Here is a 15440-nt window from a genome sequence, read left to right on the forward strand (position 1 = left end):
ACTAGTTTTAGTACTAAGATTTACTTTACACTTAACTAAATTAAGTATAAAGTTAACCAACTTGATGTGCAAACATTGAAAAGTTTTAACTAAATCATTTTTTCAAATAATTCAATTGTTATTTATTCGCCTTTATTCCCTTCCATTCAAACAATTATATTGTATTCAGTATTATTAAAATGGTTTTCTGAGGCTATATTTCCCAAATTAGTTACATTTTTTTTACTCTATTAACAAATTTACTTTAAAGGAGAGAGCAAAATGCTTGAAGCAATGATGTTGGAAGACACTTCTAAACGGAAATTAACCCTATTTAAGCTATTAACTAAATTTTCTAATAAGCAACATAGTATTAATTTTTTTGAAAATAGACTGGATTATTCCTATAGTCGTGTCGTTTATCTTCTGGAATTGATCCAACAAGATCTTACTAAAATGACTGGAGAAAGTATAAAATTATTCCAATTAAATGGTGTTCATTATAAAAAAAACATTTCATATGATATGTACTATCAATTTCTGATTACGCAAAGCGTTCCTTATCAATTACTAATTTCACTTCTCTATTATCCAAATGACGATCTAACCAAATTTTGCAAAAAAAATTACCATAGCAGAACAACCGTTGTTCGTAAATCCAAATTATTAGGTAGCTACTTTAATAAATTCGGTATCAAAATGAATACCACTCAATTACGTCTTTATGGTGATGAGAGAATTATCCGCGTCACTTTTTATTCCTTGATTTGGTTAGCTTCTCAAGGTGTACATCTACCCAAAATTAAGAATAATCCAATAAATTATGATGCAATAATTAAGATGATCAGTCCATATTTCCCAGATAGTTATAGCTATTCTGCTAATAAGCAAATATCCTTAATGCTGAATATCATTTTTTTAAGAATAAAATCTGGTAATGTTTTAATAGAAAAAACAGCGATTGAACCTTACATTCCAATGAATATAGCTTATGTAAAAACTGGTTTTGGTGAGTTGATCGAAGATAAAAAAATATTAGAAGCCGAAGCTCAGTTTAGTGCCTATTTATTGATCTCTAAACCAAATTTTTTCAGAAATAACGATTATCGGCTTTCGCTATTGAATAAGTACTTAAACACTCAGACAAATACAGCAACTAAAATATTAAAGGAAGTTTGTATTTCATTTAGTGAAAAGTTTTTACCTAAAGATTTCTCTTGGGATAATGAGCCTATTTTGTTTGGTAATATAGCTAATATTATTTTTACTACAGTAATTATTGAAAAGCCATTCCCAACGTTGTTTCATTTGATCAATCATTCTCAGTACTCGAAAAATGAATACCATTATCATTTGTTGACTTATTTTAAAGCTATGTTTCAAAAAATTTCCAAGAGAAAGAACTTTAGCTGGCTCAAAGAAAGTATAAACACATTGTCAGATACACTGGCAGCACTACTAGTTCCTCTATATGAATCATTCCAAACAGATAATATTCTACGTATCGCATTGGTTGCAGAATCAAATTACTTACTCGTTCAACCTCTGGCACAGTTTATAGAAGAAATGCCTTTTGTTGAACTAATTGCTTATAAATATGGGGAGTTTTCCTCTTTTGACCTTATCGTCACTACTTCATCTTACCTAATTCCAGAGGACTGTCATTTACCATCTTTTGTTTTCCGTTTTTCTGCGGATAACGACGAACAATACATTGGTCTTTATCAAGCGATAAAAGAAATTCGTAATAAAAAAGTGATTATTCCAGAATAAAAAAAGGGTGTGAAACAAAAGTAAATGTTACTTTTGTTTCACACCTTAAATAGGAATAAGCTGAGAAAACGGAAGCAATTTCTTCTTATTGCTATAAAACACAACAAGTTACGAGTTGATGCCTTCTCGTCAAGGACTCATCGGACTGAACGCTTTTGGCCCCAACCTCTATTATTATTCTATCTTCTCGGTTCGTCATCCTCCAATTCTTTGCGGAAAAAACGACGGTATTCTTCTGGTTCTTCATCAATGACATCTTCATCATGAAAAACTACTTTTAATGCTAAGACTCTTGTTCCTTCCATTTCTTCAGAGGTCAGTGTGATATTGCCTACATCAAATGACAGCTTCTCGCCTTCATCAGGAATTGTGCCTAATGCAGTAATTAGATAGCCTGCCATGGTGTCAACATCACTCATATGCAAGTCTGTTTGGAATGCTTCATTAAATTCATCAATTAACATTCTTCCTTGAACTAAATACTCGTGTTCATTGATCTTAGCATATAAGTTTTCTACTTCATCAGTCTCATCATCGATTTCTCCAACGATTTCTTCTAATAAATCTTCTAACGTAGCCAAACCAACGACACCGCCATATTCATCTAATAAAATAGCCATTTGGTTTTGTGTTCGTTTTAATTCATATAATAGATCATCAATGAAAATCGTTTCTGGAACAAATAATGGTTCTTGTATGATATTTTTTAATTGAATTTTTTCAAAGCCTAATTTATGGGCTGCTTTTAATAAGTTTTTAGTATGAAGAACACCAACGATTTTATCTTTATCTTCGTTATAAACCGGTATTCTTGAATAGTTTTCTGATAAAACAGCATTAATATTGTCTTGAATGTCGTCTTCAATATCGATCATAAAAGCATCTGTTCTTGGAACCATTACTTCACGAGCGACTTTTGTATCTAAAGAAAAGACACCTTGAAGCATTTCTAATTCATCATTATCTAAAACACCTTCTGATTCCAACATATAACGCATTTCATCACGCGTCATTTTTGAATCAGCATCATCAAATTTCATTGGTGTAATCTTTGAAAGTAAGTCTGTTGAAGCTGATAACAACCACACAAATGGTTTTGCAATCACTCCTATGGTACGCACAAATCCAGAAGTTGCTTGAGCGACCTCTTCTGATTTATTCATTGCGATTCGTTTTGGATATAATTCACCAAAAACAATAGAAACATAGGTCAACATAGCTAAAATAATAATACTAGCAATACTTTTTGCAGCAGCTCCGCCACCAAGAACAGGTGCTAATCTTGCTGATAAAGTATCCGCTAAGGAAGCCCCAGACAAGATGTTAACTAAAGTGATACCAACTTGGATTGTTGATAAAAAGCTCGTAGGATCTTGTAAAATCTTTAATAGCTTCTTAGCTTTCGCGTCTCCTTCTTCTGCTTTTTGTTCGACACGATTCTTATTTACCGAAACAACTGCTATCTCCGCTGCAGCAAGAAACGCATTGATCAATGTTAATACGATCAATAATAAAATTTGCGCTATAAGCGACTGACTCTCGGGGTCAGCATTCATAATGTGCACTCTCTCCTCTTAAAATTATTCGAAAAACGCTGTATTTCGTTTTTCAATTTCATTTAGTAACAAACTGTTTACTAATCAACTTGATAAAAAACGTGACCACTATCAGTAGTCACGTTAAAATCCTATCACAAACAGCAATTAATTTCAATAATCGATGTCATTTTTCTTTCATCGATATTTCATTTCCTTCGCCAGTCAATACGATTTTTTCACTTCTGCTTTCCCGAATCATTCCCATGACATGAATAACGATAGTTTTAACAATCGCATAAAACGGAACACCTAAGAAGATTCCTAATAGTCCTGCGATATTTCCAGCGACCAGCAAAACAATGATAATTGTTAATGGATGTATTTGTAATGACTTTCCGATTACATTTGGGTAAATAATATTGCCATCGATTTGTTGAACGACTAAAACAACGACACAACATAATAAAGCTTTTATCGGTTCATCAAAAACAGTTACAAAAACGGCTGGAGCAAGCCCCAGATATGGTCCAAGGTAAGGAATCAGATTTGTGAAACCTGCGATGACACCGAATAAAAAGGCATAACGGACGCCAATCAACGAATAACCAATCGCTGTAAAGGTCCCTACAAACAAACATTCAATTGCTTGTCCACTTATATAATTTGCCAACGTCTTGTTGATTTTACTCAACAATTCAGCAATGCTTTCCTGACGCTTTTCTGGCAAAAAGCGCTCGATCGATGGAACCAATCGATCCCCATCTTTTAACATGTAAAACAAGATAAATGGTGCTGTAACGACAACGATCGTAGTTGAAGCCACAGTCGATACTACTGAACCCAGACTATTAGATAAGCCACTTAAAAACTGTTGAATAATCGTCCCGTAAGAAATATCCAATTTTTCTAAATAACTTGTTAAATCTACCTCTTTAAATAAAGGTAACTCGGCCATTCTATAGACCCACGCTTCCACATTACTGAAAACTGTCGGCATATTTGAAGCCAAACTAGCAAGCTGAGATGCTAACTTAGGGATAACGCTGACTAGAATCAAAATGATAGCTATTACTAATATCAGCAAAACAAGAAGAACTGCTAAAGGCCGTTTCATTTTGATTTTCATTAGTAAATTTACGATTGGATTTAAGATATAATACAAAAATCCTGCTACCAAAACCGGTGCAAACAAGGTTGAGAAGAATGTACCAATTGGCGCAAATAGAAAATTGATTTTACTAGAGACAAAAATCAAAGTTGCGATAACTAGCAATTCTGCTGACCAAAAAAATAATTTTGACTGTCTTAATTTTTCAAACAAAGATGATCCTCCTCAATCATTAAAAAATGTGCTTTTTGTTCTCTTCATGAAAAAACAATTGCTTCTTACATAGATTTTAGCATAACCTTTCTTAAATAAGATAGCAATACTTCTTTATGCCTATTTTCATTTCTACTATTTTATCAAACTTATACAAAAAATATCCGTAAAATTGAGCTACACGGATGTTTCCATAATAATTACAGCTACTTATTTTTTGAAAAAACCTTTTACTTTATCAGTCAATCCACCTGCATCAATATCAGGAATCATTCCTTTTAATTTTTCGTATTGTTCACCAAGATCATCTTGATGCTCTTCAAGGAATTGTTTGGCTTTTTCAAAGTTTCCTTCACCAATCAAATCTTTAACTTTTTGCACGATTTCATCTGTATTCATCACATACACAACCTTTCGTTTTTTGTTATTTATAATGTACACTGCTAATACTATTTTTACAAAAAATAAACAACAACTTGTATCAAAGTTCTAATGTCTGATTTTTTGTTGTATAATAAATAAAATAATTATAACAGAGGTGCCAAATGAAAATCGTCCACACTAGAGATACTATGAGTGATATCTACTTAGATGCTGTTAAAATCCGCCGTCAAGTTTTCATGCTGGAACAAGGTGTTCCTGGCGAAATTGAGATTGATAAATATGAAGCTGCTTGTATTCATTTTGTTTTATACGGTGATGAAAACGAAGCAATTGCAACTTGCCGCTTATTACCGCTTGAAGATGGGCTAATTAAATTACAACGGATGGCTGTGCAAAAAGAGTATAGAGGTAACGATCATGGTCGGTTGATTGTAGAAAGTGCTGAACAATTTTCTAAAGAACAAGGGTATAGAGCCATGACTTTAGGCGCTCAAATCACAGCTCTTGGTTTTTATGAGAGAATGGGTTATATCAAAGAAGGCGAAATGTTCTTAGATGCGAATATCGAGCATTATCAGATGAATAAACACTTTAAGTGAAAAAAGAACTGCCCCCCAACTTGATCAAGTTGGGGGGCAGTTCTTTTTTCACTTAACATCTTACATTGGCTATTTTTTCGATAGCTCTTGGTAACGTTGATACCAGATATCTACATAGGCTTCGGAGAATGGGCCTTTTTCATTATTAATCCAATCTACTAACGTCTTAACATTTTCTTTTAGAATAAAATCGATATCTTCTGGATAGTCCATAATCTTACTATGAAATTCATATTCATCCACATCCAATAAACGTTTTTCACCATCAGGAAAAACTTTGATATCCAGATCATAATCAATATACTTCAATGCTTCATCATCTAAAAGATACGGTGACGCCAAATTGCAGTAATAAGAAACCCCCTTTTCTCTAATCATCGCTATTATGTTGAACCAGTATTTTTTATGGAAATAAACTATAGCTGGTTCGCGAGTAACCCAACGACGCCCATCAGACTCTGTTACCAAAGTATGATCATTTACGCCAATCAAAGAATACTCGCTCGTTTTTAATACCATAGTATCTCGCCATGTTCGATGCAAATGCCCATCGTGTTTGTAACTTTGGATCGTTACAAATTCACCTTCTTTTGGAATTGCCATAGTCCCCCAACTTTCCCTAGTACGAAAAATCGCTTTTAAACGCTACTAACTTTTCGTTTGGGTGTTCATTACACCGATATCAACATAATTATATCATAATTTTCAACTTTGCATACTAAGGAGTTTGGTTTTGACTATTCAAAATAAGATAAATGAGAATTTTCGTTATTTTTAGAGATATTTGATTAGTTTTTACGGTTCTTTCTCGAATTACTGATGTTTTTTCGATCTTTCTCAAAAAGCTCTACCATTTTTTGCTGTGGTTTTGGAAAAACTAAATTTGAATAATCCGCTTCTTTTACCCAGCGCTGATTTTTAGCCAACTCTGATAAGCCTGTCTGACGTCCGTAAAACACAAGAATATGCCATTTTAAATGACTGAAAATATGGGTCACTTCACCTAATGTTCGCTTTTGCCAAACAACTTCCGGATACTCTTCAAAAATTTCTGATGTATCTTCTGCCACCATATTTTGTTCTTCAAAATCGAATGACATTTGCTGATCTTCTTTAGCCCAATTTTTTTGTAAAAAATCGAAGCGTTCTTTTGTTATCTCAGTAATCGGGAACAGCCACATATTCGCTAATAAGCCTGTTGAATCACGCTGACTTAATAAAAATTCCTGTTTTTTATTTTCGATGATTCCACCGATATAGTAGACATCTTTTGGTTTCATTTTTTTGGATTTAACTGGAAAATTTGTCATTGTATTATTCTTATAACTCAAACAATAAGACTGGATCGGGCATTCCTCACACTTTGGTGAGGTGGGTGTACAAATCGAAGAGCCTAGATCCATCATCGCTTGATTAAAGTCACCAGGACGATTTTGATCAATGATTTTATACATCGCTTCTTCAAACACCTTACGGCTACTGGGTTTGGCAATGTCATCACTGATTTCAAATAAACGGCTTACAACACGCATAACGTTGCCATCAATTGCAGGCTCTGGGATTTGAAACGCAATACTCCCGATTGCACCTGCCGTATAGGGCCCGATTCCTTTTAATTGGCGGATTTCTTCGATTGTTTCTGGCATCTGGCCATTAAATTCTGCCATGATCTGCTGAGCTGCAACTTTTAAATTTCTTGCTCTGGAGTAATAACCTAAACCTTCCCAAGCTTTTAATAATCGATCATCTGGGGCTTCAGCTAAATCCTTGATCGTCGGAAACCATTCCATAAAACGATAATAATAATCGATCACCGTATCAACACGAGTTTGCTGCAGCATGATTTCTGAGATCCAAATACGATATGGATCTAGATTGACTCGCCAGGGTAAATTTCGTTTTTCTTTTTCATACCAAGCTATAAATTCTTCTTGAAATGACTGAAGCTCTTCCGTACTCCAAGTCTCCCAATATTTTTCATTCTTCATTCTCTAATTCCTTTTCATCAAAATATTGCTGAATCAAATCTGAGTCAAAGCGTTTCTGGAAAAGTCCTTGTTTGACTTTCATTAAGCGTTTATAGGAATCTAATTTACGATGCTTTTCCCATAATTTATCGCCTTCTTTTCTGATCACATCTAATTCTTGGTCTTCATCTTTTTCAAAAGATAGCTCTTCTAAAGCCAAATCGATCACTTCACGATTAAACCCTTTTTGCATCAAATGCATTTGGACTTTTTGCAAGGCATCTTTGAAACTCTTTGTCCGGTAACGTCTCATGGCCTTTTCAGCCGTTGCTTTTGCTACTTCTACTTGTTCATCCATAGTATAAAAAGTTAACCCATGTTGAATGTCTTCGTCATTCAAGCCTTTTCGTTTTAGTTGTTGTTCAATCATTTTGGGTCCTTTATCACTTGTTCGCATCAAGGTACGGACATAACTTTCACTAAATATTTTATCATCTAAAAGGTTCATTTCTTCTAAGCGGATCACGATGCTTTTTCGATCTTCCGGTAAAATTTCCTTTTCTTTCAAATAATCTAAAATTTCTTTTTTCGAACGTAACTGATAGCTCAAATAATTTAAGGACATTTGCAAACCCACATCATAAGAACCAGCTTTTTTTATTTTTTCGACCATTTCATCTGATAATTCTTGTCCTTTTAACAACCGTTGTCGGACTAAAGTATCCTCAGATACACGTAATTTTTCTCCTGAAGACAGCCAGATAAGATAAAACTGACCTTTGTCTTTTGTAATTTTCGTGATTGTTTCCATCTTTCTCCGCCTTTCTAGTGAGAACATATATTCTACTATAACATATATTTGACAGAAGCTAAACTAGGCAAATTGTGCTAAAATAAGAACTATCGATATATTTGATTAATAGATCTACGGATCAAAAGGATGGAATTATGACCACACAACTATTAAAAGAAGGACAAACGATTCCTTTAAAAATAAAACGTTTAGGTATCAACGGTGAAGGCATCGGCTATTACAAAAAGACGATCGTATTCGTACCTGGTGCTTTACCAAAAGAAGATATCTCTGTAGAAATCACAAAAATAGCCCCTCGTTTTGTTGAAGGCAAATTGAAAAAAATCGTAAAAGCAGCCCCTGAACGTGTCGTGCCGCCTTGTCCAGTTTACGAAGCTTGTGGTGGCTGTCAGCTGCAACATTTAGCTTATCCGGCACAGCTACTCTTCAAAAGAGATCTATTAAAACAGTCACTAAATAAGTTCAGACCAAGAAACTATGAAAATTATCAGCTACCCAAAACAATCGGAATGAAAAATCCTTGGAATTATCGGAATAAAGCGCAATTTCAATTACGTAAAATCGAGGGAGAAGTTGAGGCTGGTCTTTATCAAGCGGATTCTCATCGTTTAGTTCCTATTGATGATTGCCTCGTTCAACAACCAGCGACAACTAAAGTCATGAACGCTTTAGTAGAGTTGTTAAACAAATATCAATTACCAATTTATAATGAACGAAAAAATAGCGGTATCTTCCGAACTTTAATGGTGCGTGTCGGTGTCAAAACAAATGAAGTCCAAGTTGTTTTCATTACGCAATCCGTAAAATTTCCACAGAAAAAAGCCTTGATCGAAGAAATCACACAACATCTTCCAGAGGTTGTTTCGATTATGCAAAACGTTCAAAATAAACGAACATCGATTGTTATGGGGGATGAAACTATTCATGTTTGGGGTAAAGAAAGTATTGAAGAGCAAATCAACGAAGTAACTTTTGATTTATCTCCTAGAGCCTTTTTCCAGCTAAATCCAGAACAAACGGAAGTTCTATATAATGAAGCCTTGAAAGCTTTAGACTTACAACCAAATGAAACAGTTGTTGACGCCTATTGTGGTGTCGGAACAATTGGTTTAAGTATTGCTAAACAAGCCAAAGAAGTTCGAGGGATGGATATCATTCCAGCAGCGATCGAAGATGCTAAGATGAACGCTGAACGCTTAGGTGTTACGAATACCCATTATGAAGTGGGGACAGCTGAAGAATTGTTGCCTAAATGGCTTCAGAGCGGTTTTAAACCTGATGCAATCATTGTTGATCCTCCTAGAACCGGATTGGATCAAAAACTGCTGAAGGCCATTTTAAAGCAACCTCCAAAGAAGATGGTTTATATATCTTGTAATGTGTCGACGCTTGCAAAAGATTTAGTTGATTTAGCTAAAGTTTTTGATGTGAAATATATGCAGTCAGTTGATATGTTTCCACAAACAGCGCGATGTGAAGTTGTTGTGAAATTGATTAAGAGATAATTTGATAAGAAAAAGATCCGACAACCAGATTTTATCTTGGTTGTTGGATCTTTTTTTAAACACTGCTATAGTACTTCTCCGTTACTAGCTATAACCTTTTTCATCCAATCATAACTATCCTTCAAATACCGTTTTTGACTCCCTTTCCCGTAATCATCTTGATCGACATAAATAAATCCATATCTTTTGCTCATTTCAGAAGAAGAACAGCTGATAATATCGATTGGTCCCCAAGCACAATAACCTCTAAGATCAACGCCATCTTTGATTGCTTCTTTCATTTGTTCGATATGGCCTTTGTAATAATCGATTCGATAATTATCATGAACTCTTCCATCTTCTTCTAACTTATCATAACAGCCGATGCCATTTTCTGTTATGTAGAGTGGACATTGATAGCGGTCATAAAAAGAATTAAGTAATGTTCTCAACCCAAGTGGATCAATCGTCCAACCCCAAGGATTTGCTGGCAGAGTTTTGTTCCGATAAGGTTCATCATGTTTTGCATCACAAATTTGCGTATAATAATAAGAAAATGACAAGAAATCTGCTGTATTTTTCAGAGCAGCTTCATCCCCTTTTGCAAATTCTAGCTTAATATCATGTTCTTCAAAATAGCGAAACGCATAACCTGGATAGTAGCCTCTCAATAATACATCAGCAAAAAAATACTGCATTTGATTGATTTTCAGCGTTGCCAAAACATCTTCTGGATCACAGGTTGCCGCATATTCTGGACCGCCACAAAGCATCATCCCTACTTCATAATTTTCATCGACTTGATGAGCATACTCAGTCGCTAAGGCCGATGCTACCATCATATGATGCACCCCTTGATATTTTGCCTCCTGCAAATTTTCTACTTTATCCTCGGCTATCCCTAAATGATTAAATGATTCATGACCGATCAAATTGATCTGGTTGATCACGATCCAATAGTTTACTTTGCCTCGGTAGCGGTCAAAAATAACTTTACAGTAACGAACAAAGAAATCCACGACTTCTCTTGAATACCAGCCTTTATAATTTAATGTAAGATTCAATGGCATCTCATAGTGAGAAAGTGTAATCATTGGTTCCATGCCATTTGCGATAATTTCATCAATCAGTTTGTCATAAAAAAGCAATCCTGCTTCGTTTGGTTCAAGATCATCGCCGTTTGGGAAAATCCGCGACCAATCGATCGAGGTTCTAAATAGTTTTAAGCCCATATCTCCTAACAATTTTAAATCCGTTGGATAGGTTTCCTTGAAATTGATTCCCCATCTCTTCGGAAAAATACCTATTTTACTACTCAAAGCTTCTTCAATGTAGCTGGTAGAAATTTCTGCGTTCGATCTTTTTTCTAATGGCAGATCCGCTCTAAACTCATTGATATCAGCAACACTTATACCTTTGCCTTCGTACTCATACGCTCCTTCGCATTGATTAGCAGCAACAGCTCCGCCCCATAAAAAATCTTTTGGAAACCCAGTTGGTACTTGATACATACTCTTGCCCTCTTTTCTTTAATTTTTTTCAAGTATTGTTAAACGATCATTGAGTTGCTTGGCTATTTTGATTAAGTGATTAGCCATATTGATTTCACTATAAATCGTCATCAATGTATCTTGCGCATGTGTGAATAACAAAGAATGCTCATGTTGTTTTGTCTCTTCGCCCATTTCACTTTGGATAGCTTGCGTTTGAATTTTATGTGCTTCAGTAATATTCGTTTTGGCAACTTTCATTTCTTCTGCAGCTGTTTCAAAATCGTTCTTTTCAGTTGCAACAAGGGCATTTTTACAATTAACTCTGGCATCTCCAGCAAATAAAATAATTTTCATCGCTTGCTCTGATAATATATCGTCCATATAATCAAGCCTCCTTTATCGTTTGATTTTCAGCTTTTGTTTCTTGGTCATCGTATGCTTTAAAAAATGGATACCAAATAGCTGTCGATATCGCAAAAATAACTAGCATCAAGATAATCCCAGTAATCGTCCCAGTCGTAAACCAAGTTGCAAATGGAAACGGACAATACCACAATTCAAACTGAACTTTAGGAATTGGTGCAAATGGAATTACCTTTGTAAAAATATAAATCACGATCGGTAAAATAATTCCTTGCAGCCACATTGGAATCATCAACAACGGATTCCACGCAACAGCACCGAAAATCACCGGCTCATTGATATTAAAAATCGATGGTACGATACATGCTTTGCCTAGTGCACTGATTTTCTTAGATCGCGCTCGCATCATCATTAAAACCAATGGCATCGTACAACCAATTCCACCAATCCATAGATAAGCTGAATATAAGGTGCTGCTGGTAACTAAATTTAACGTCTCAACAGATGCTGTACCATTTTGAACTAGTGCAATATTTTCAGCAATTGCTTTTAGCAAAACTGGCTGAACCACTGGTGTCAAAACCCAAGTAGAAATCCCCATTGAATAAAGAAAACAAATTAAAAACATCATCCCTACAAAACCTCCAGGAGATTCCATAAAGCTCGATAATGGCATAAAAATACTTAAAACAATGTTGTATAAATCCACTTTCATGATCAAAACAACGACCCAGCCAAAAATGATAATAATTCCAATCGGCAACATAGAATCAAACCAAGCTCTGACAAAATCAGGAATCACTGATTCTTCTTTAAAGAATGTAAATTTTCCTAAGGTGACCAAGACAAATCCAGCAATCAATCCGGCAACGATTGCAACAAACATCCCGCCAGCTCCCAATGCGTCATGACCAAAACCGACCACACCGTCTTTCTCAATTTGGGGTGAAATGATCATTAAGAACAAAACTAAACCACTCATCCCAGCGACAATTCTTTGCTTTCGTAATCTTTTTTTCTCCATTAAGTTAAATGGAATCAAAAATGCTACAAACAGTGAAATTTTTCCCATCGTCCAACCAAAAGGCACCCAAAAACTTGGTAATGCTGGAAAATACTCGTTCAAAATGGCCAACATCGAAAAAATCGAACCTAAGAAAATAAAAGGTAACGTCTGCATGATTGAATCTTTAATGCTAACGATCCAAGGATTATTATTCACTCTATTCATTTTAGGTGAGAAACTATTTTCCAACCAAAAGATCAACTTATTCATATTTACGTCTCCTTTTTTTACATTATTCGTCTTCTTTTAACGAACGTACCAAATGTTCAACAGCCGCATCACCATCTAACGTCGCATAATACTCTTTTTTCATCAGAATAACTTTTACCGGAAACCCATGAATAATCTCATCGATTTCATCAATGATATATTCAAGATGTGGCCCTACCATCAACGCATCGATTTCCTCAATATAGTTTTCAATTTCCGATTCACTTCTGGCTACAATACTCATGTCTAAATTTTTTACTTTAGCTGCCTTACGCATATTAGCAGCCATAAATCCACTGCTTGCACCTGATCCGCAGACTAATAATACATTTAATTCACTCATGTTTTTTCTCCTTTCTAATTTAACAATAAAAACTAAACAAGCTCACTCAGTTATTACACTCTTATCATCTACGTTTTACACATCCCTATCAAATATGATTCTTTCCTCCTCTTACTGCTTTGGCGGAAGCAACTGTACTTGATTTGCTATTTAAAACAAAGAATAATAAGAGATATAAAAACGTGGAGAGGAGCGGATATTGTGTCCTTAAATAAGAAAGAAGCGGCACTCGTAAAGCTTTTGATTCAACATCATAATTGGCTATCTTCAACTTTTCTAGCTGAAGCGTTGTCCACGTCAACAAGAACGATACGTAACTATGTAGCTCGAATCAATCAAAATGCTGATTTTGAAATGATCCAATCCTCCAGACAAGGATATAAGATCGACAGCAGTGTTCAAACCGACGAATTTGTTTCTTATACTAAACAGGAATTGAATACACCTGTCGAACGTATGAATTATTTGATGAATTTATTAATCAAACATAAAAATGTCGATTACTTTGAAGTTGCAGAAACTTTATTTGTCAGTATTCCAACTATAGAAAAAGATACTATTCGGCTACGTAAAAAAATGAATAACTATCATTTAAAAATCATTAAACATAGGCATTTTTTAAGTATGGAAGGTGACGAATCTAACTTTCGAAAGCTCACTAGTGATATGCTACAGGATGAAGCTCTACAAAGTTTTCAATCCGTCGATTACATTCAAACAGTATTCCCAGATATTCCGATTGAAACAATTCAAAAAATCGTGATCAACCATTTGAGTAGTCAACATCTCTACATAAACGGTTATGCTATTAACAGTCTATTGCTCCATATCGCTATCGCTATTAATCGTCTTCAACATCATCAACGATCTGAAGTTGATTTTATTCCTAAACTGTTTACTAACGATCAAATTGAATATCAAATTGCTACGGAGATTGGAAAAGATATCGATCAAGCTTTTACTGTAGAAATGGATCATTATGAAATCAACAATTTAACCCTTTTATTAATGACTAAAATCTCACCATCAAATGATGCTTTCTTAAAAGATTACATGGGCAATTCTGTCTATACCTTTATTTCAACGATGATGAAAACTGTTGCCGAAAAATATTTTATTACTCATATTTCAGACGAGTTGGTATTGAATTTAGCGTTGCATGTGTCGAATTTGATCTCACGAGCAAAGAATGGTAAGCAAGTTCATAATCCTTTATCTGAAGAAATCAAACAATCCTATGCTTTTATTTATGAAGTCGCTGTTTTCATTGCCAAACAGATTCAAAAACAAATCAATATTCCAATTTCAGATGATGAAATTACCTTTATTGCACTTCACATTGGCTCTTACTTTGAGGAAAAATTTGAGACAGAGAATAAATTAAGTTGTGTGATTTATACGCCTGAATATTATAATATGCACAAGCGTTTGATCTATAAAATCGGGGATACATTCAAATCTAGTTTGAATATTGTAGGAACTTTTTATCAATTAGACAGGAAAAATCTAACCGAAATGCAAGAAGCCGATTTAGTTTTATCGACTATAGAAATAAAGAAACTGGAACATATCGTTCCAATTTCACCCTTTTTATCAGGAAAAGATATAAAAAAAATCCAACAATCTATCCAACTAGTAAAGCAGGAAAAATTGTTGAAATTTTTAAAAGAAAGCGTCCAAACATACTTAACACCAGAAAGGTTTGAACGAAACATTTATCTAAACACTCCAAATCTATACATTGAACATCTAGGTGCTCAATTGATCGAAAAAAACTATATTGATGCTCATTTTATTGACTTAATCAAAGAACGAGAGAAAATGTCTGCGACCTCATTCAATAACTCAGTCGCCTTACCACATGCAATTGAAATGAGTGCTGAAAAAACGGGGATCTCTATTATTTTAAATGATCGGCCTGTAAAATGGGGGAATCACTATGTTCAAGTGATTATTATGATCGTTATAAATCAAGATGATATGAAAAAATTTCGGCAATTATTTGATTTTATGATCGATACCTTTTCAAATCAAGAGAAGTTAAATAATCTTTTAAGAGTGAAAGATTATGAAGGATTTATTGATGAATTATTTAGTTAAATATTT

At 34.5% G+C, this 15440-nt stretch carries 14 protein-coding genes; 4 read left to right on the forward strand and 10 right to left on the reverse strand.

The window, feature by feature from the left end; all coding sequences use genetic code 11:
• Nucleotides 1-261 precede the first annotated feature (261 nt).
• Nucleotides 262-1752, forward strand: a complete 1491-nt coding sequence (locus BCR21_RS04985; RefSeq protein WP_069645385.1) for a helix-turn-helix domain-containing protein — start codon at nucleotides 262-264, stop codon at nucleotides 1750-1752.
• 179 nt (nucleotides 1753-1931) lie between these two features.
• Here BCR21_RS04985 and BCR21_RS04990 read toward each other — a convergent pair whose 3' ends face one another.
• The 3 genes from BCR21_RS04990 to BCR21_RS05000 all read right to left on the reverse strand — a co-directional run bounded on the left by BCR21_RS04990 (nucleotide 1932) and on the right by BCR21_RS05000 (nucleotide 5010).
• Nucleotides 1932-3308, reverse strand: a complete 1377-nt coding sequence (locus tag BCR21_RS04990) for a hemolysin family protein (protein WP_069645386.1) — start codon at nucleotides 3306-3308, stop codon at nucleotides 1932-1934.
• Between the two features lie 166 nt (nucleotides 3309-3474).
• Entirely contained in the window at nucleotides 3475-4611 is a 1137-nt protein-coding gene (locus BCR21_RS04995) for an AI-2E family transporter (RefSeq protein ID WP_069645387.1), read from the reverse strand.
• Nucleotides 4612-4821: 210 nt separating this feature from the next.
• A complete protein-coding gene (locus BCR21_RS05000; protein WP_069645388.1) occupies nucleotides 4822-5010 on the reverse strand; it encodes a hypothetical protein in 189 nt (62 codons plus the stop codon).
• Between the two features lie 146 nt (nucleotides 5011-5156).
• On the opposite strand from BCR21_RS05000, the gene BCR21_RS05005 reads away from it, so the two are divergent.
• Nucleotides 5157-5594 carry a GNAT family N-acetyltransferase gene (locus BCR21_RS05005; protein WP_069645389.1) on the forward strand — a complete coding sequence of 146 codons (438 nt, stop codon included), beginning with the start codon at nucleotides 5157-5159 and terminating at the stop codon, nucleotides 5592-5594.
• Nucleotides 5595-5663: 69 nt separating this feature from the next.
• Here the strand turns inward: BCR21_RS05005 and bph are convergent, their stop codons facing one another.
• From bph to recX, 3 genes are all read right to left on the reverse strand, one after another.
• On the reverse strand, nucleotides 5664-6197 hold the full coding sequence (gene bph, locus BCR21_RS05010) for a biofilm phosphatase Bph (RefSeq protein WP_010773241.1): 534 nt from the start codon (nucleotides 6195-6197) through the stop codon (nucleotides 5664-5666).
• Between the two features lie 185 nt (nucleotides 6198-6382).
• Nucleotides 6383-7582, reverse strand: a complete 1200-nt coding sequence (mutY, locus tag BCR21_RS05015) for an A/G-specific adenine glycosylase (protein ID WP_069645390.1) — start codon at nucleotides 7580-7582, stop codon at nucleotides 6383-6385.
• The gene (gene recX, locus BCR21_RS05020; RefSeq protein WP_069645391.1) at nucleotides 7572-8372 is read right to left on the reverse strand and encodes a recombination regulator RecX; all 801 of its coding nucleotides are present in this window, start codon (nucleotides 8370-8372) and stop codon (nucleotides 7572-7574) included. Before recX ends, mutY begins: the two co-directional genes overlap by 11 nt.
• Before the next feature lie 137 nt (nucleotides 8373-8509).
• On the opposite strand from recX, the gene rlmD reads away from it, so the two are divergent.
• Nucleotides 8510-9880, forward strand: coding sequence for a 23S rRNA (uracil(1939)-C(5))-methyltransferase RlmD (gene rlmD / locus BCR21_RS05025; RefSeq protein WP_069645392.1), 1371 nt, complete (start codon nucleotides 8510-8512; stop codon nucleotides 9878-9880).
• Nucleotides 9881-9945: 65 nt separating this feature from the next.
• On the opposite strand, the gene BCR21_RS05030 is transcribed toward rlmD, so the two are convergent.
• The 4 genes from BCR21_RS05030 to BCR21_RS05045 are packed head-to-tail and all read right to left on the reverse strand — an operon-like array spanning nucleotide 9946 to nucleotide 13334.
• Nucleotides 9946-11370, reverse strand: a complete 1425-nt coding sequence (locus BCR21_RS05030) for a glycoside hydrolase family 1 protein (protein WP_069645393.1) — start codon at nucleotides 11368-11370, stop codon at nucleotides 9946-9948.
• An 18-nt stretch (nucleotides 11371-11388) separates the two neighbouring features.
• Nucleotides 11389-11733, reverse strand: a complete 345-nt coding sequence (locus BCR21_RS05035; RefSeq protein WP_069645394.1) for a PTS lactose/cellobiose transporter subunit IIA — start codon at nucleotides 11731-11733, stop codon at nucleotides 11389-11391.
• Between the two features lie 4 nt (nucleotides 11734-11737).
• Nucleotides 11738-12991, reverse strand: coding sequence for a PTS sugar transporter subunit IIC (locus BCR21_RS05040; RefSeq protein WP_069645395.1), 1254 nt, complete (start codon nucleotides 12989-12991; stop codon nucleotides 11738-11740).
• 22 nt (nucleotides 12992-13013) lie between these two features.
• Nucleotides 13014-13334, reverse strand: coding sequence for a PTS sugar transporter subunit IIB (locus tag BCR21_RS05045; RefSeq protein WP_069645396.1), 321 nt, complete (start codon nucleotides 13332-13334; stop codon nucleotides 13014-13016).
• Nucleotides 13335-13535: 201 nt separating this feature from the next.
• Here BCR21_RS05045 and BCR21_RS05050 point away from each other — a divergent pair, with 201 nt between their 5' ends.
• The gene (locus BCR21_RS05050; RefSeq protein WP_069645397.1) at nucleotides 13536-15434 is read left to right on the forward strand and encodes a BglG family transcription antiterminator; all 1899 of its coding nucleotides are present in this window, start codon (nucleotides 13536-13538) and stop codon (nucleotides 15432-15434) included.
• Nucleotides 15435-15440 lie beyond the last annotated feature (6 nt).

This window comes from Enterococcus ureasiticus, from assembly GCF_001730285.1.
Taxonomy (GTDB): Bacteria; Bacillota; Bacilli; order Lactobacillales; family Enterococcaceae; genus Enterococcus_L; species Enterococcus_L ureasiticus.

Coding starts and splice junctions, on each gene's coding strand:
- BCR21_RS04985 (WP_069645385.1), top strand. CDS start 262: ATGCTTGAAGCAATGATGTTGGAAGACACTTCTAAACGGAAATTAACC.
- BCR21_RS04990 (WP_069645386.1), bottom strand. CDS start 3,308: ATGAATGCTGACCCCGAGAGTCAGTCGCTTATAGCGCAAATTTTATTA.
- BCR21_RS05000 (WP_069645388.1), bottom strand. CDS start 5,010: ATGAATACAGATGAAATCGTGCAAAAAGTTAAAGATTTGATTGGTGAA.
- BCR21_RS05005 (WP_069645389.1), top strand. CDS start 5,157: ATGAAAATCGTCCACACTAGAGATACTATGAGTGATATCTACTTAGAT.
- bph (WP_010773241.1), bottom strand. CDS start 6,197: ATGGCAATTCCAAAAGAAGGTGAATTTGTAACGATCCAAAGTTACAAA.
- mutY (WP_069645390.1), bottom strand. CDS start 7,582: ATGAAGAATGAAAAATATTGGGAGACTTGGAGTACGGAAGAGCTTCAG.
- recX (WP_069645391.1), bottom strand. CDS start 8,372: ATGGAAACAATCACGAAAATTACAAAAGACAAAGGTCAGTTTTATCTT.
- rlmD (WP_069645392.1), top strand. CDS start 8,510: ATGACCACACAACTATTAAAAGAAGGACAAACGATTCCTTTAAAAATA.
- BCR21_RS05030 (WP_069645393.1), bottom strand. CDS start 11,370: ATGTATCAAGTACCAACTGGGTTTCCAAAAGATTTTTTATGGGGCGGA.
- BCR21_RS05035 (WP_069645394.1), bottom strand. CDS start 11,733: ATGGACGATATATTATCAGAGCAAGCGATGAAAATTATTTTATTTGCT.
- BCR21_RS05040 (WP_069645395.1), bottom strand. CDS start 12,991: ATGAATAAGTTGATCTTTTGGTTGGAAAATAGTTTCTCACCTAAAATG.
- BCR21_RS05045 (WP_069645396.1), bottom strand. CDS start 13,334: ATGAGTGAATTAAATGTATTATTAGTCTGCGGATCAGGTGCAAGCAGT.